The 14954-nt window shown below is 36.2% G+C and carries 13 protein-coding genes; 3 read left to right on the top strand and 10 right to left on the bottom strand.

Features of this window, described 5'->3' with window-relative positions:
* Positions 1-180: 180 nt before the first annotated feature.
* Both QNJ66_RS03210 and sufD read right to left on the bottom strand, forming a co-directional pair.
* Positions 181-1443, bottom strand: coding sequence for a SufS family cysteine desulfurase (locus tag QNJ66_RS03210; RefSeq protein ID WP_300502979.1), 1263 nt, complete (start codon positions 1441-1443; stop codon positions 181-183).
* A gap of 39 nt (positions 1444-1482) precedes the next feature.
* Positions 1483-2832, bottom strand: a complete 1350-nt coding sequence (gene sufD, locus QNJ66_RS03205; RefSeq protein ID WP_300502977.1) for a Fe-S cluster assembly protein SufD — start codon at positions 2830-2832, stop codon at positions 1483-1485.
* Positions 2833-3340: 508 nt separating this feature from the next.
* On the opposite strand from sufD, the gene QNJ66_RS03200 reads away from it, so the two are divergent.
* Positions 3341-4633, top strand: coding sequence for an ATP-binding protein (locus QNJ66_RS03200; RefSeq protein WP_300502976.1), 1293 nt, complete (start codon positions 3341-3343; stop codon positions 4631-4633).
* Positions 4634-4879: 246 nt separating this feature from the next.
* Here QNJ66_RS03200 and QNJ66_RS03195 read toward each other — a convergent pair whose 3' ends face one another.
* The 7 genes from QNJ66_RS03195 to QNJ66_RS03165 form a co-directional block, all read right to left on the bottom strand.
* A complete protein-coding gene (locus tag QNJ66_RS03195; protein WP_300502974.1) occupies positions 4880-5107 on the bottom strand; it encodes a HepT-like ribonuclease domain-containing protein in 228 nt (75 codons plus the stop codon).
* On the bottom strand, positions 5079-5423 hold the full coding sequence (locus QNJ66_RS03190; RefSeq protein ID WP_300502972.1) for a nucleotidyltransferase domain-containing protein: 345 nt from the start codon (positions 5421-5423) through the stop codon (positions 5079-5081). The genes QNJ66_RS03195 and QNJ66_RS03190 overlap by 29 nt, the downstream gene beginning before the upstream one ends.
* Before the next feature lie 28 nt (positions 5424-5451).
* Positions 5452-6414 carry an ADP-ribosylglycohydrolase family protein gene (locus tag QNJ66_RS03185; RefSeq protein WP_300502970.1) on the bottom strand — a complete coding sequence of 321 codons (963 nt, stop codon included), beginning with the start codon at positions 6412-6414 and terminating at the stop codon, positions 5452-5454.
* 1 nt (position 6415) lies between these two features.
* Entirely contained in the window at positions 6416-8995 is a 2580-nt protein-coding gene (gene gyrA / locus QNJ66_RS03180) for a DNA topoisomerase (ATP-hydrolyzing) subunit A (protein ID WP_300502968.1), read from the bottom strand.
* A 483-nt stretch (positions 8996-9478) separates the two neighbouring features.
* The gene (locus tag QNJ66_RS03175) at positions 9479-10306 is read right to left on the bottom strand and encodes a hypothetical protein (RefSeq protein ID WP_300502966.1); all 828 of its coding nucleotides are present in this window, start codon (positions 10304-10306) and stop codon (positions 9479-9481) included.
* 229 nt (positions 10307-10535) lie between these two features.
* Positions 10536-10937, bottom strand: a complete 402-nt coding sequence (gene queF, locus QNJ66_RS03170; protein ID WP_300502964.1) for a preQ(1) synthase — start codon at positions 10935-10937, stop codon at positions 10536-10538.
* Between the two features lie 69 nt (positions 10938-11006).
* Entirely contained in the window at positions 11007-12284 is a 1278-nt protein-coding gene (locus QNJ66_RS03165; protein ID WP_300502962.1) for an ATP-binding protein, read from the bottom strand.
* A gap of 238 nt (positions 12285-12522) precedes the next feature.
* Between QNJ66_RS03165 and QNJ66_RS03160 the strand changes: the two genes are divergently transcribed.
* On the top strand, positions 12523-12846 hold the full coding sequence (locus tag QNJ66_RS03160; RefSeq protein ID WP_300502960.1) for a DUF3155 domain-containing protein: 324 nt from the start codon (positions 12523-12525) through the stop codon (positions 12844-12846).
* A gap of 75 nt (positions 12847-12921) precedes the next feature.
* On the opposite strand, the gene QNJ66_RS03155 is transcribed toward QNJ66_RS03160, so the two are convergent.
* Positions 12922-13455, bottom strand: a complete 534-nt coding sequence (locus QNJ66_RS03155; protein WP_300502958.1) for a cofactor assembly of complex C subunit B — start codon at positions 13453-13455, stop codon at positions 12922-12924.
* Between the two features lie 260 nt (positions 13456-13715).
* On the opposite strand from QNJ66_RS03155, the gene QNJ66_RS03150 reads away from it, so the two are divergent.
* Positions 13716-14873, top strand: coding sequence for a ferrochelatase (locus QNJ66_RS03150; RefSeq protein ID WP_300502957.1), 1158 nt, complete (start codon positions 13716-13718; stop codon positions 14871-14873).
* The last annotated feature ends 81 nt before the right edge of the window (positions 14874-14954 follow it).

The raw sequence follows: 14954 nt of genomic DNA, 5'->3' as shown, positions 1-14954 counted from the left end.
TATAGCCAGTTTAACTATTAAGTATTAAATTTTGTTGAGAAAAAAATGAGAATTGCTTTAAACAGTAAATTTACTGAAATCTGTACAGTATCTTAAGTAAATTGTATCCTTTTTTACCAAAACTATAAGAATGAAAAAGGTGGGACTATCCCACCCCCAAAAACGCAGGCTATGTTTCTATTATCCCATGATATTACTAAAGAAATCAATAGTTTCTTTCAAAACCATGACAAATTGATCGATCTCTTCATAAGTATTATAAAAATATAAACTCACTCTTGCACTTCCCGACGCATCAAATAAACGATGTAATGGTTGAGTACAATGGTGTCCGGAACGAATGGCAACACCTTCTTGATCTAAAAGGGTTGATAAGTCACTGCCGTGTATTCCTTCGATATTAAATGCGGCTAACGCTGCCCTTCCTTTGCCTTCTTTGGTGGGTAGAGGTCCGTAAATTCGTAGGTTAGGAATTTCCGTTAGTTTTCTAAATAAATAAGCGGTTAATTCTTCTTCGTAAGCATGAATTTTATCCATACCAATCTCAGTTAAATAATCAACGGCTGCCCCCAAAGCGATCGCTTCTCCAATGGCAGGGGTTCCGGCTTCAAATTTATGGGGTAATTCTCCGCAGGTAAAGCCATCAAAAAACACCTCATTAATCATTTCTCCACCTCCTAAAAAGGGAGGCATTTCTTGCAAAATTGCTTGTTTTCCATACAAAAAACCAACCCCAGAAGGACCACACATTTTATGACCACTAGCTACTAACCAATCGCAATCCATTGCTTGTACATCGATAGCTAGATGGGGAACACTTTGACAAGCGTCAATTAATACTTTTACTCCCTTTTCATGGGCTAATTTAATTACTTCTTCAACAGGGTTAATACAGCCCAATGTGTTAGAAACATGAACAATAGTAACTAATTTTGTTTTTTCGGATAACAAGGATTTAAACCTCTCTAGATCAAATTCTTCATTATCCGTTAAAGGTACATATTTAATTACTGCCCCTGTTTGTTTAGCTATCATTTGCCAAGGCACAAAATTACTGTGATGTTCCATCACTGAAGTAATAATTTCATCCCCCGGTTGCAGATGATTTAAACCCCAACTATAAGCGACTAAGTTGATAGCTTCTGTAGCATTTCTGGTAAAGATAACTTCCTGGCGAGAAGCAGCATTAATAAACTGTGCTATCTTATCTCTTGAGCCTTCGTAAGCTTCTGTTGCCCTAATACTTAAACTGTGGGCTCCGCGATGAACATTAGCATTATCTTTTCCATAATAATGTTCTAAGGCATCTAGTACCTCTACTGGTTTTTGAGAGGTAGCAGCATTGTCTAAATAAACTAAGGGTTTACCGTGAATTTCCTGATGCAAAATAGGGAAATCTTTACGGACTTTTGAGGCAATGGTTTTTTCTTTGATAGCAGTCATAATTGAAGTTAGAAGATTGGTGATCTTTGGCAGTTAAGTTTATACTTCTGTGGTTTGACAAACCACACACTGAGTTAAGCGTTGTTGCAGAGATTTTAGGGAAATTTTTTCTATAATTTCAGCAGCAAAAGCATCAATTAAAAGATGGCGGGCATCTGTTTCGTTTAAGCCTCGACTTTGTAAATAGAAGAGTTCATCTGCTTCTAATTGACTTATGGTTGCGCCGTGGGAACATTTCACATTATCGGCTGTTATTTGTAGTTCTGGCTTGGTATTTATTCGCGCTTTGGGTGATAGTAATAAGTTGCGATTTAATTGAGTTGCATTGGTTAATTGGGCTGCTTTGGGGACGAATATTTTGCCATTAAATACTCCCCGGGAATTACCATCTAGAATACACTTATGTAATTGATGGGTAACACCATAAGGATGATTCAAACAAACGGCTGTATGAGTATCAGCAACCTGCTCGTTACTAATCATAGTTAATCCGTTGAGATTACTTTCCGTTTGACTGCCATTTTGCAAAATTTGTAGGCTATGACGCGATACTTTTGCTCCTAAATTTATCTCGTTACAAGTATAGTGACTATCTTGATTTTGTGTAATGGTACTTCTACCAATATGGAAGCTATCTCCTAATTCTCTTTGAATACGATTATGATTGATTTGAGCATTACTATCTAAGCAAATTTCTGTGACTGAATTAGTGAAATAAGGATTGTTTTTTTTCACATCTAAACAGTGTTCTGTTACCGTTCCATAATACTCAACCAATGTAGCACTAGAACCTGTTTCTGCTATGACTAATGTACGAGGTTGGATTAAACTTGGTGTATCAGTGCTAACTGCAAGAAATAGTACCAGAATAGGAGTTTCAACAACAATATTTTTGTCAATCCAAATGACAGCAGCATCGGTTAAACCTGCGGTATTTAAGGCCGTAAATGTGTCTTTTTCTCCTTCTGATTTGCCTAAATGGTTGACAATTTTATCTTTTTGTAAGTCGGATAAATTACTTAGGTTGCCCACATAAACATCTTGGGGTAGTGCAGAGACATTGGATAACTCAGAAGCATATTGTCCATTGACAAAAATAATGTAACTTTGTTTCGCTTCAGGTAAAATGAAACTATCAATAATATTCTGGGCAACTTTCTCAGTTTTGGCTGCTGAAAATTCCAACTGAGATAATTCCGAAAGATCCGTAAACCGCCATTCCTCATCCTTTTTCGTAGGAAGGGTTAATTCTTTGACTTGAGCAACAGCATTTTTCCGTAGGGTATGCACATAGTCAGTGTCAATGATAGGAGAACTCGCCTGACACTGTTGTAATAGGTTGTTGAGGTGGGTTTCTGAACTTATTTTGTCGAGGGTTGGGTTATTCATGCAGTTAACGTCAATGATAGGCAGTTACAGTCTCTCTTGCTCCAGGTTTCGTCTGTTTTCAACATTGATACAATCTGGTGACTAAACCTGAGTCTATACTCATCTTACAATACTTTAGAAACATTTTTGTTGTTAAAGTTGCTTTTTGCTCTCACACCTAATTTTTACTGTTGCGCTTCGAGAATACATTTGTTAACTAGCAAACCATAAGATACAGTTCCAAAAATAACTAACTTTTACTGTTGCGCAATAGAAGAAGTAGTTAAGTTAACCTTGCGATCGCCGACTAGAAAATTAACCATCTATATTTATCATCTGACTCTACATAACAGGTTATAAGCTGTGAGAAAATTTACTGTTGCGCAATAGAAGATAACAGTTTCAGAAGTAGTTAAGTGTTATGCGATCACTGACAAAAAACTGAACCATCTATCCTGATCATCTGAATCTACATAGCAGGTTATAATCTGTTATGAAATTCACTGTTGCGCAATAAAATAGATTAAACATGGATAAAGACTTAAACTATTATCATCTTATTCACCAAAAAATTGCTTCTTTACTGTTATATCAATCTGTTTTAGAGGATGAAATTGGAAAAGCTTTTTTAGAAATATTAGACTTAATTTATTTTAGAAATCAGGAACAAATTGATATTGATTGCCTTAAAGCTTATGGTCTTTGGGTAAAAAGTTTCGCCTCTCAAGGTATAAGTTGGCAAGATTATATTATTAGAAAAATTCTTGTTGATGATAATCCTTTTAGTCAACAGGTTCAACATAATTCTTTAGAAAACTTACCTCAACCTTTAATCGAAGCGGCTGAACAGGATTTAAGTATTTTAAATACTTTATATAATCTTCCCTTAGAAGCTATTAGTCAATGGGTTAAAGAAGCAGCTAATCTTCCTTTTTCTCCTTTTATTGCACAGTATAAAAATAAAGATAATACTTTTCTTCATCAAACAGATCATTGGAAAAATTGTTTACCAGAATTAGCTGCTCATTATCGTCAACACGGAACAGGAATTTTTGCCCAATATAAAGCTTTTAAATGGCACAATAATAAATTAATTGGTATTAGTCAAGCCGATACCATAACTCTAAGCGAAATTGTCGGTTATGAGAGTCAAAAAGAAACACTAATTAAGAATACAGAAATTTTATTATCCGGTTATTCGGCACTGAATATTTTATTATACGGTAGTCGAGGAGCGGGTAAATCTTCTCTGGTTAAAAGTTTATTGAATCAATATTCTTGTCAGGGATTAAGACTAATAGAAGTTAATAAGTCTCAGTTATCTAATTTACCGATGATTGTGGATCAATTGAGAAATATAGCACAGAAATTTATTATTTTTGTAGATGATTTATCCTTTGAAGAAGATAACGATGCTTTTAAAGCATTAAAAGTTGTTTTGGAGGGAAATGTAACAGCAAAAGCGAAAAATGTGGTGGTTTATGCAACTTCTAATAGAAGACATTTAATTAGGGAATATTTTGACGATCGCCCCCGTCCAAAAGATGCTGATGAAATACATAATTGGGATACAGTACAAGAAAAATTATCCTTTAGCGATCGCTTTGGTTTAACCTTAACTTTTCAACCAGCAAACCAAGATACTTATTTACAAATTGTGCATCATTTAGCCTCACAAATTAACTTAAAAATAGACAAAGATGAGTTAGAATTTAAAGCCAAACAATGGGCAACTAAACATAATGGCAGATCAGGAAGAACTGCTAGACAATTTATTGATTTTATACAAGGAGAATTAGCTATTAAGAATTATAAAATATAATCTATTTTTGTATTTTCTATCTTTAGTTTAACAATTCTTATCAAAAGACTCCCATTTATTTAATACAAAAAGCTGGAATCGAGCTTTTCCATGAAATCAAATTGGATCCCAGTTCTCCCCTTGTTGAATGGGTAAATACGGTCAGATCAGACTCAAAATCAGACATAGTAAATAGTGCGCTAGAGGCCTTTGAAAAGGATATTCGACACTTGTTTAAGGTTAATTTGTCTATAATCATGCACTAATTTATCTCTCATTCGGTGCCATTTGTTTCCAAGGAATACGAGAGTATTGCTCACGAAATTCGGGGGTTAGCTTTTTGACAGCTTCTCCAATAATGGTTATATTATAAAGGACTGAATTTTGAGTTTTTTTATCTGTTAAAAAATATTCTTCATCCATATTTTCAACAAATTGTAGAAGGTCTTGACTAAATTGATTAATATCAAGCAGAGAGGATAGATTTCGATTCATAAATTACCTGATAGTTGTTTAAAATTTCTTGACGACGTATCCAGTTAAAGTCTTTTTCTACTGTTGTTTTTTCCAGTAAATCAACCTTGCGTTTGAATAAAGTTTCGAGTTTATATTCAAGGTCGACAAATTGTAAAAAACTTATATTTAAGTCAGGGTCAAAAGTAACCAAAATATCAATGTCACTATCAGGGTTAAAATCTTCTCGGAGAATAGATCCAAATAAACAGAATTCAGTTATTTTAGCTGTTATACAAAATTCTTGAAGTTGCTTAGGTTCAATTCCTAATCTTTGATAAAGTATGTTTTGATTCATAATGATATGATTTGACTTTTTAATTAGACTAACCCATAGAATTTGAAAAACCTTCTATTAAATTAATAATCTCATTAATTTTTGGAATTTGTTCTAACCAATGCTCAGGAATCTCCTGTACACCATAAAAAATCCCTGCTAAGCCTCCTGTAATAGCTGCAACGGTATCCGTATCATCTCCTAGATTAACCGCCTTTAAAACAGCATCAGGGTAATTATCTGTGGTTAATAAACACCATAAAGCTGCTTCCAAACTATCCACAACATAACCACTGGAACCAATTTCATCCCTAGATACTGTTTCAATATTTCCCTGTAAAATTCGTTGAAAATACTTCAATTCTGAAGAATATATTTTATCTTGATAATGTTGGTTAATGATAGGAATAGCATTTTTATAAGCTTGTTGTGGTGTTTTTCCTTGTAATAGTTCAACGGCCATAATTATATAAATACCACAGGCAATATTAGACCGTTGATGGCCATGGGTAATACTTCCCACTTGATGGGTTAATACAATTAACTCTTCTAAACTCAGTTTTTGATAACAAAAAGCAATAGGTAAAATTCTCATTAAACTACCATTACCATTACTCCTTTCTCCTGTTTCACCTGAGTCTAAAGGGGAACTTCCTCGCGATAAATTACCGATCGCTTGTTCTGTAGTTCCTCCCACATCATAAGAGTAACCAAAAGGGGTTAAATAGCCATCTTTTAACCACTGACAAAAGTTGTCACTAATTTGTTTTAAAAGGGTTTCTGGTTGGGTTGGGGATACCTTGATTAAAGCATCCACTAAACACAACGTTAAAGAAGAATCATCCGACCAACTCCCCGGTGGAACATTAAACACACCATAACCAAACATCTCCGTTACAGGTTGGCGATCGCGGTAGGATCGCGGTTCAAATTGTACGGGAAGCCCTAAAGCATCCCCAACAATAACGCCTAAAATCCCTGCATTGACTGGGTTTTCAGCAATTTTCACCATCTTACTCTTCCGTACTTTCCTCTGCTTCCTCTTCTCCTTCCGTTTCAGGAGCCGGAGGAACTAAAGCAACTGCTGCGATCGCATCTTCACTATCCAACCGTTGTACCCGAACCCCAGTAGCAGCGCGAGACTGCATAGAAATAGCATCTACCGCTTGACGAATAATAATCCCTCGGTTGGAAACAATCATTAATTCGTCCTCTGCATTAACCACACGCAGGGAAGCTAAAGAGTCACTGTCTGACTTAAACTTAATCGCCCGGACTCCCATTCCGGCGCGTTTTTGTAGGCGAAACTGGGAAATAGGAACCCGTTTCCCATAACCTCCATTAGTAATAGCTAAGATCCAAGGCCCAGCAGTGGTTTCTGCTTCCGTTAACTCTTCATTCTCATTATCTACAATCTCTTCATCTTCCTCTGTATCTGCCATTCCTGCGGTAACTTGAGCAGTTAATATATCCATACTAATCAACTCATCACCTTTTTTGAGTTTCATGGCTTTAACCCCTCGAGTTGCCCGTCCCAGAGGTCGCAGTTGTTGGTTATCGGCCTGAAAATGAATGGACATTCCGTTACTGGTTCCCAAAATAATACTATCTTCTTCTCTGGTTAGTCTCACCCATCGCAGTTGATCTCCGTCTCCAAGGGAAATGGCAATTAGTCCATTAGTTCTAATATTACTAAAGGCAGAGAGGGCAGTTTTTTTGATGTAACCGTTGCGGGTTAACATCACTAAAAATACATCGTCACTAAACTCACTAACAGCAACAATGGAGGTAATTTTCTCATCTTTGGGAATGGGTAACATCTGGACAATGGGTATCCCTCGGGCCGTTCGAGAAGATGCCGGTATCTGATAAGCATTGACCGCATAGACAACCCCGCGATCGCTGAAAAAGAGGACTTGATCGTGGTCGCAACAGGTTAAAAAGTGTTCTACTACATCATCCTCTTTAATTTTGGCTGCTGCTTTCCCTCTAGTAGCCCTTTGTTGCGCCTCAAAGGTACTTACTGGCATCCGTTTGATGTAACCTTGTTCTGTGAGGAGGATAATTGCTTGTTCGTTAGCAATGAGGTCAGTATCGACTATTTCTCCGTCATCATGAACTATTTCGGTGCGTCTTGGTGTAGCATGAATAGTTTTGATCTGGGTTAATTCTTCTTCGATAATGGCTTCGATGCGTTCCCTTCGCGCTAAAATATCTTTTAAATCGGCAATTTTTAGCTGTAATTCTTCGTGTTCGGCGTGTATTTTTTCAGCTTCTAGGGCGGTTAAACGACGTAGCTGCATTTGCAGGATAGCGTCTGCTTGCACAACAGAGAGGCCAAACTGTTCTACTAATTCTTGTTTAGCGGTGGTGGTATCAGCAGCCCCCCGAATGAGTTGAATAACTGCATCGAGGTTATCGAGGGCGATCAGTAAACCTTGTAAGAGGTGATCCCTTTCTTCTGCTTTCCTCAGTTCGTATTGGGTGCGACGGGTGATAGTTTCGACGCGAAATTCTAAGAAAACTTGTAAAAAGTCTTTTATTGTCAGCAGTTGTGGTTCACCGTTGACCAAAGCTAACATATTCGCCCCAAAATTACCTTGTACGGGGGTTTGTTTATAAATATTGTTGAGGACAACTCTGGGGTAAGCGTCTCGTTTCAGTTCGATCACCACTCGCATTCCGTCGCGATCGCTTTCATCCCGAATATCAGAAATGCCATCGATGCGTTTATCGTTAACTAAGTCGGCGATGCGTTCAATTAAACCTGCTTTGTTGGTTTGATAGGGTAGTTCGGTGATAATAATGGCTTCTTTGTCGGGGCGGCCTCTTTGTTCGATGGTTTCTATTTCCGCTACACCGCGCATGGTAATGGAACCCCGTCCGCTGAGGTAAGCGTCGTGGATGCCGGAACGACCTAATATTTGTCCACCGGTGGGAAAGTCGGGGCCGGGGATGATTTTAATTAGTTCTTTTTCTGTTAATTCTGGGTTATGGATGAGGGCGATAGTCCCGTCGATTAATTCTCCCAGGTTGTGGGGGGGAATATTGGTGGCCATTCCTACGGCGATACCGGAGGAACCGTTGAGGAGAAGTTGCGGTATTCTGGCTGGTAATACTATGGGTTCTTGTTGCGAGCCATCGAAGTTATCGGCAAAGTCGACTGTATCTGCTTCAATATCTCTGAGTAAGGCGTTGGTTGATAAAGCTTGCAGACGACATTCTGTGTAACGCATGGCTGCGGGGGGGTCGTTATCCACCGAACCAAAGTTACCGTGGCCTTCTATGAGGGGACTACGCATGGAAAAGTCTTGGGCCATGCGCACTAAGGCATCATATACTGCTGTGTCACCGTGGGGGTGATATTTCCCTAATACTTCCCCGACAACACGGGCGCATTTTCTAAAGGGGCGATCGGGAGTTAAACCCAGTTCATACATAGCGTAGAGGATGCGACGATGAACCGGTTTTAAACCATCCCTGGCATCGGGTAATGCTCGTCCCACAATAACGCTCATGGCGTATTCTAAATAAGAACGGGACATTTCATTACTCAAGTCTGTGGGGATAATTCTATCTTGAGGGATGGTCATAAGTGTCTTAACTCCGTTAACAAGGATAGTTTAGAGGATGATTTTCTTATATTTTTGACAAAAAAGCCCAATATTAATTTTAATTAGCTTATTTTATCGCTCACCACCCTACATTTTAACATAAAAAGAAGGACAAATGGATCTATCTAATCCCTCTATATAACCCATTTGGGATCTTTTTTTACAAGCATAAATCTTATTTAATAATTTACTTGCTCAATCACTAAACTATTTAGAATTAGTTTCAAGAACTATTTTCTTAAATTAGCTATCATGTATATGCGGTTATCTAGATAGCAGTACATACAAAATAAAATTTTGATAAACTATCTCCAAGTAGATTTTATATTTTAGATTTATTGTTGATTTAATAGGGGTATATTTTAGATTTACCAATCGAAATAAAAGGCTTGTATTTACTCAATCTGCAATCTGCTTTTCGACAATCTACAATTTTCGATCAATTTGGCATCTAAATAATTGCTAATCTTTTGAGCATAAGTCTAACCAAACATACTTAATGAAAACCACTATAAGTTTGGTAGAGTTTTTTTTTAACTTAATTAATAACAGCAAAACTAGACTAATGACTAAGGATATAACACTATAGGTAAACATGATAATAAACCAACTTAAAACTGAGAAGTTGTAAAATGTACAAATACTAATAACATAAATTCTACCAACATATAATGCAACTATGGCAAAACAAATTATAAAACCAATAGACAATAGTATAGATATTCCAGAACCAAATTTTTTACGTATTTCTAATATTGAATTAAATGTTGAATTGAGAATAAAAGAAACATTCCAATGCCATCTTTTTGCTCTTTTAAGAGTGACCAAGATATCTGTGTCATTAGTGAACGATTTAATCAAATAAATAGTGCCATAGACAAAGGCAATGATAATTGCCAAACTAATAATAATAGTAAGTGACGGAAATAATATCAATGCGATGATAGTTAAAGAAAAGACAACTGACTTTACCAAATTTATCTGATGCCCTTGCAGAATTGCATAAATGTAGTAAACAAGCCCTGTATTGAAAAAAATATATCCTAGAAAACTATCAATGTTCTCTTTGCTATAATTAGGTAATAATTCATTTTCTTTATAAGATTTATACAATCCAAAACCAAAACTAATGAACCCAAATAATACTACAAAAGTTGCATAAATAACAATTAAAGGTGACAAAGTTTTTTGAATATTATTAAGATTTTCAATCCAACTAATAGTGAAAGTTTTAGGTTCCCACAAAAATATTAACAGATATTCAATTATTTTTCTTATCGAGTTAAACATTTAAAGAACTTCCTTGTAATGTAAATTAAGCTTATTTAATTACATTCTTTCTGAAAAACTTGAAAATGTCTACCTAAGTTTAAGGACTTAACAATTAACAATTAATAATTACCTCTCACTAAGAGTGAGAGGATTGACTTTAAAGGCAAAATTTTTTTTCCTTAAAATGGGAGGCTTCAAACCAGAATTATTTAATTAATCCATTATCCATATTATCCATTGTTAATTATTAACTCTTTTTATGACTCACTTCAATCACAGTATGAACATTACCTCTGGGGTTAAAATCACCTTTTAAGGTTGCTTCCAATGGGTCACAAGCTGCTACAAAATCATCTAAAATTTGGTTAACGGACTCTTCATGAGAAATATAGCGATCGCGATAACTATTAATGTATAATTTAATGGCTTTTAATTCCACAACTTTTTCATTAGGAACATAAGTTAAATATAAGGTTGCAAAGTCAGGATAACCAGAAAAAGGACATTTACAAGTAAACTCTGGTAAAGTAACATTAATTTTATAATGACGACCCATACGAGGATTAGGAAAAGTAACTAATTTTCCTGCTTCAATTTCCCGTTCCCCGTATTTTATTGATGAAGTTTCAGTATTTTGAGCTTGAGTCATAGTAATAACTTAAAATAGTTTCCTAATTCTAATATAACAGTTATCAGGGAACATTCAGCAATTAAAAATTTAATTACTAACCAGCCAAATAATAAACCTTGTGCCTCTATCATTTTCTAAAATTGGACTAAATAACTCAATTAATCCTCCCATTTGGCTAATTATTTCTTTAACAATAGCCAACCCTAAACCGCTTCCTGCAATATCACTATTGGTTTGAATTCCTCTATAATGCCTTTCAAAAATACGCTTTTGCTCCTCAATAGGAATCCCATAACCTGTATCTTCAATTAAGATTCCTTGATATTTTTTATCATCAATTATCTTAGATAAACCTAATTTAATTGTTACTTCTCCCAATGCAGGTGTATATTTAATACTATTATCAATTAAATTACTAAAAACTTCTCTTAATGCCAAGTTGTTTCCTAATACAGATTCTAAATTTTCAGTTTTTTCAACTCGTAAATCAACACCTTTATTCTCAGCAATAGACTCCGCAGATATCAGAACTGTTTCTAAGACTTCCCAAATATAAACTTGAGTCAAAGTTAAAGACTTTTCAGGAGGCAAAGATAAAGATTTCTGTTCAGAAACTGCCACAGATTCCGTGTTTAAGGTAATCACTTCCTCCTCATTACTGAGGGAGTTTTCATAACCCTCAAACTCTTTAATCAAATCTTGCAAATGCTCCCCTTCTCGTACTATATTAGTAGCAATGGAACGACTCTGCTCATCAGTACCCAAACGCTTTAATAATAGTTTCCCAAACACTTTTAAAGCGGTCAAAGGGTTCCTCAACTGATGAAATAAATCATCAATACGATCCCGTTGTTGCTGTTCTTGTAACTGTTGTAGTTGTAGTTGTTTTTCGTACCACTCCCGACGTTTATCCAATAAACAGGCAATGGCTAAAGTATCTGCTATTTGCTGAACTTGACTAAATTCTTCTGGTTGCCAGGGATAGGCTTCTCTGTACGTCACCAGAACACCTAAAACAGCCTCCTTATACACTAAAGGTAACACAATCTGATAATCTTTAGCCTCAATCTTCTCATTTTCTGGGACAATCAAAGAGCGATCAAGATTACTAGATAAACCCTTAGATAAGTTAGATAGGGTTATCTCCTGTTTATCTTCCCTCAACTGCGTAGGTTGCTCTATGGTCTCTCTCAAAGGATAAATCAACACAGGAATTAAATTAACTGCCTTACCCTCTTCTTCTGAGGTTAAATAAACTGCACTCCACTCTGCTTGCAAAGTTTTGGCTAACAATGTCACTTGAGAGTGACATAAAGCGATAAAGTCTTGACTGGGATCAGGAATACTAGCAGTAGCAGAAAACATAAGAAAAAAAACTTTATATTAATCTTTGTAACAAATAATTAAGTTTTGTAACAACAAATCATGGTACTCAAGGATAATAAACTCTACAATAGCATGTCTGGCCTGGCATAGAGAAGATTATGAAAACTTAACATTTATGTAAGCAATGCTTGATTTTTGGAAATTAAAGGGATATAATGACCTCGGATTTTGTAACTATGACTACAAATAAATGTAGTCTAAACAGGAGGTAATGAGGTTGGCAAGAAAGCGCAAACGGAAGAGTCGTCGTCGCCAGGAAGGCCGGAAAATTCTCGAACTTGTACCCCAGTATAATATCGAAAGTGGCGAGGATAAACCAGTTACAGCCGCTAGAAAGTATATTCACGCCATTGGGATACAACCGCCGGCCTTACTTATTGTAAGACGAAACGAACACACCACTGATAGATACTTCTGGGCAGAGAAGGGTTTATTCGGCGCGCAATACGTTGAAGAAAACCATTTTCTCTTTCCCAGTCTCAAAGAATACCAGCCGCAAGTGCCTAAAGCGCAAACAAAGACTCCTGCTGTTACTGGTTAAGACGACTAAACCAAAAAAAGGACCAAATCCCCCACCGCCATTCAGGGGGATTTTTGTTCGCTAGATCATTATATCTCAATTGGCCGATTTGAGGGGGAATGTTTGTTTTAATTGGATCACTTCGTCACGATGGGCTGTTAAAGTTAAAAGACTACCGGTGTGTGATCCTTGTTGGTTCAGACTTTCCAGGGAAAAGGAAACAGTTTCTACTCTTTCGGCTTTTTTCCAGTAAAAAATTCCAGCGATGGGGGAGAGAAGTTCTAGGGCAATAAATAAGGGAGTTAGGGCAGGATAAACAAAGGATAGAACTAATATTAAGCAAAAAAGTCCTGATGCTGCTAACATACTTAGAAAAATTGCTAAAAACCAACTGGGGCGTACTAACCCTTCAAAAGTTATGGTATCTTGACCGGCATCAGAGGCTGTGATGTTGTAGGCCCGTTGTGTAAAATAGTCTTTGAGTTGCTCTAATAAAGAGGTTTTGGGGACATCTGAGATCAGTTTAACTTGTTCGGTACGATCCTTAACCGAAGCGCGAATAAAGAAAAATAACCCTACCATCAACAGAAGGGTGAGAAAAAAGGTTGAACTTAAAACAGGAGTATTCACAATCTTAAAATATTAAATCATTTACGTTAATCCTACCATTGCCTTGTCCTCTGAGTTAGATTGAGACTCACTATAGCAATTTTCAACTGGACTCCCCACAGTCCCCATACTCCCCACAATCCCCACAGTACATTATTAAGACAGAGTTTATATTATGTCCCCCCCCAGGGGAAGGTATTTTATACTGTAGGATAGGGGGCATTTAGGGAATATCCACCGCATAATTGCTTTCGTTTTAAACTATCATTGAGGTAACAAATATGGTTGCAACGCCAGATAAACAACACATTCATCCTGTTGAGGGAACCAATAAAAGCGATCGCGTAGCGGTTTTGTTGATGGGTTATGGTGAAGTTGAAAGTTATGAAGATTTTGCGAATTATAATGAACAAGCTTTAAATTTATTGACGGCCAAATTTGCTCCAGTTCCCACATGGATTTATCCTCCTTTAGCTAAGTTATTGGCTATGTTTGACCTCCATGAATGGCAACATCAACACGATCATTTTGTTTCTCCTCATAATCATATTTTTGAGCATCAACGGTCTTCTATTGAAAAGAGTTTACAAGAAAAATGGGGCGATAAAATTCAAGTTTTTAAAGCATTTAACTTCTGTAAACCGTTTTTACCTGAGCAAGTTTTAACAGAAATTAAATCCCAAGGATTTGAAAAAATATTAATCTATCCGTTGTTAGTGGTGGACTCTATTTTCACCAGTGGTATTGCTGTTGAACAGGTTAATAATGCTTTAGAATCTTTATCAGAAGGTGATGCCCATTGGTTAAAAGGTTTACGTTATATTCCCTCTTTTTATAACGAACCAGCTTACTTAGATTTAATGGCTAAATTAGTAGAAGAAAAAATCAAGAAAGATTTAGCCGATAAATACCTTCCTTCTCAAATTGGGATTATTTTATTAAATCATGGTTGTCCCCATGAAGCGAAAGGATTTACATCAGGAATTGATGAAAGTCAGATATTATATGAATTAGTTAGAGAAAGATTGATTCATCGTTATCCTTTGATTTCTGTAGGTTGGTTAAATCATCAAACTCCCTTGATTAAATGGACACAACCTAACGCAGAATTAGCTGCTAAAAATCTCATGGAATTAGGTGCAAAAGCAATTATATTTATGCCTATTGGTTTTGCTACAGAAAATCATGAAACTCTCTTGGATGTAGAACACATTATTCATGGTTTACATAAGAAATATTCCGATGTTACTTATGTACAAATGCCTTGTGTTAATGATGAACCAGAATTTTGCAAAATGGCTGCACAATGGGCAGATAAACACATTACAGAGTTATTATCAGCAGAAGCTTTAACAGTTAATCCTACTTTAGCAGTGGGTAATTTAGATGTTAACCATCATCATCATGATCACGGGAATGGACATCATCATCATCATTAATTGATCTTAAAAATAGGGGTAAAATTTAATAGTTTACTCCTATTTTTTCCGTCATCAGTGATAAGTTTTTTGTAGGGACAT

Origin of the sequence: Crocosphaera sp. (assembly GCF_030064895.1) — a bacterium.
Classification (GTDB): Bacteria; Cyanobacteriota; Cyanobacteriia; order Cyanobacteriales; family Microcystaceae; genus Crocosphaera.
The sequence above is the reverse complement of the archived record's forward strand: the minus strand, read 5'-3'. Positions and strand labels throughout refer to the sequence as shown.

Coding starts and splice junctions, on each gene's coding strand:
- QNJ66_RS03210 (WP_300502979.1), bottom strand. CDS start 1,443: ATGACTGCTATCAAAGAAAAAACCATTGCCTCAAAAGTCCGTAAAGAT.
- sufD (WP_300502977.1), bottom strand. CDS start 2,832: ATGAATAACCCAACCCTCGACAAAATAAGTTCAGAAACCCACCTCAAC.
- QNJ66_RS03200 (WP_300502976.1), top strand. CDS start 3,341: ATGGATAAAGACTTAAACTATTATCATCTTATTCACCAAAAAATTGCT.
- QNJ66_RS03195 (WP_300502974.1), bottom strand. CDS start 5,107: ATGAATCGAAATCTATCCTCTCTGCTTGATATTAATCAATTTAGTCAA.
- QNJ66_RS03190 (WP_300502972.1), bottom strand. CDS start 5,423: ATGAATCAAAACATACTTTATCAAAGATTAGGAATTGAACCTAAGCAA.
- QNJ66_RS03185 (WP_300502970.1), bottom strand. CDS start 6,414: ATGGTGAAAATTGCTGAAAACCCAGTCAATGCAGGGATTTTAGGCGTT.
- gyrA (WP_300502968.1), bottom strand. CDS start 8,995: ATGACCATCCCTCAAGATAGAATTATCCCCACAGACTTGAGTAATGAA.
- QNJ66_RS03175 (WP_300502966.1), bottom strand. CDS start 10,306: ATGTTTAACTCGATAAGAAAAATAATTGAATATCTGTTAATATTTTTG.
- queF (WP_300502964.1), bottom strand. CDS start 10,937: ATGACTCAAGCTCAAAATACTGAAACTTCATCAATAAAATACGGGGAA.
- QNJ66_RS03165 (WP_300502962.1), bottom strand. CDS start 12,284: ATGTTTTCTGCTACTGCTAGTATTCCTGATCCCAGTCAAGACTTTATC.
- QNJ66_RS03150 (WP_300502957.1), top strand. CDS start 13,716: ATGGTTGCAACGCCAGATAAACAACACATTCATCCTGTTGAGGGAACC.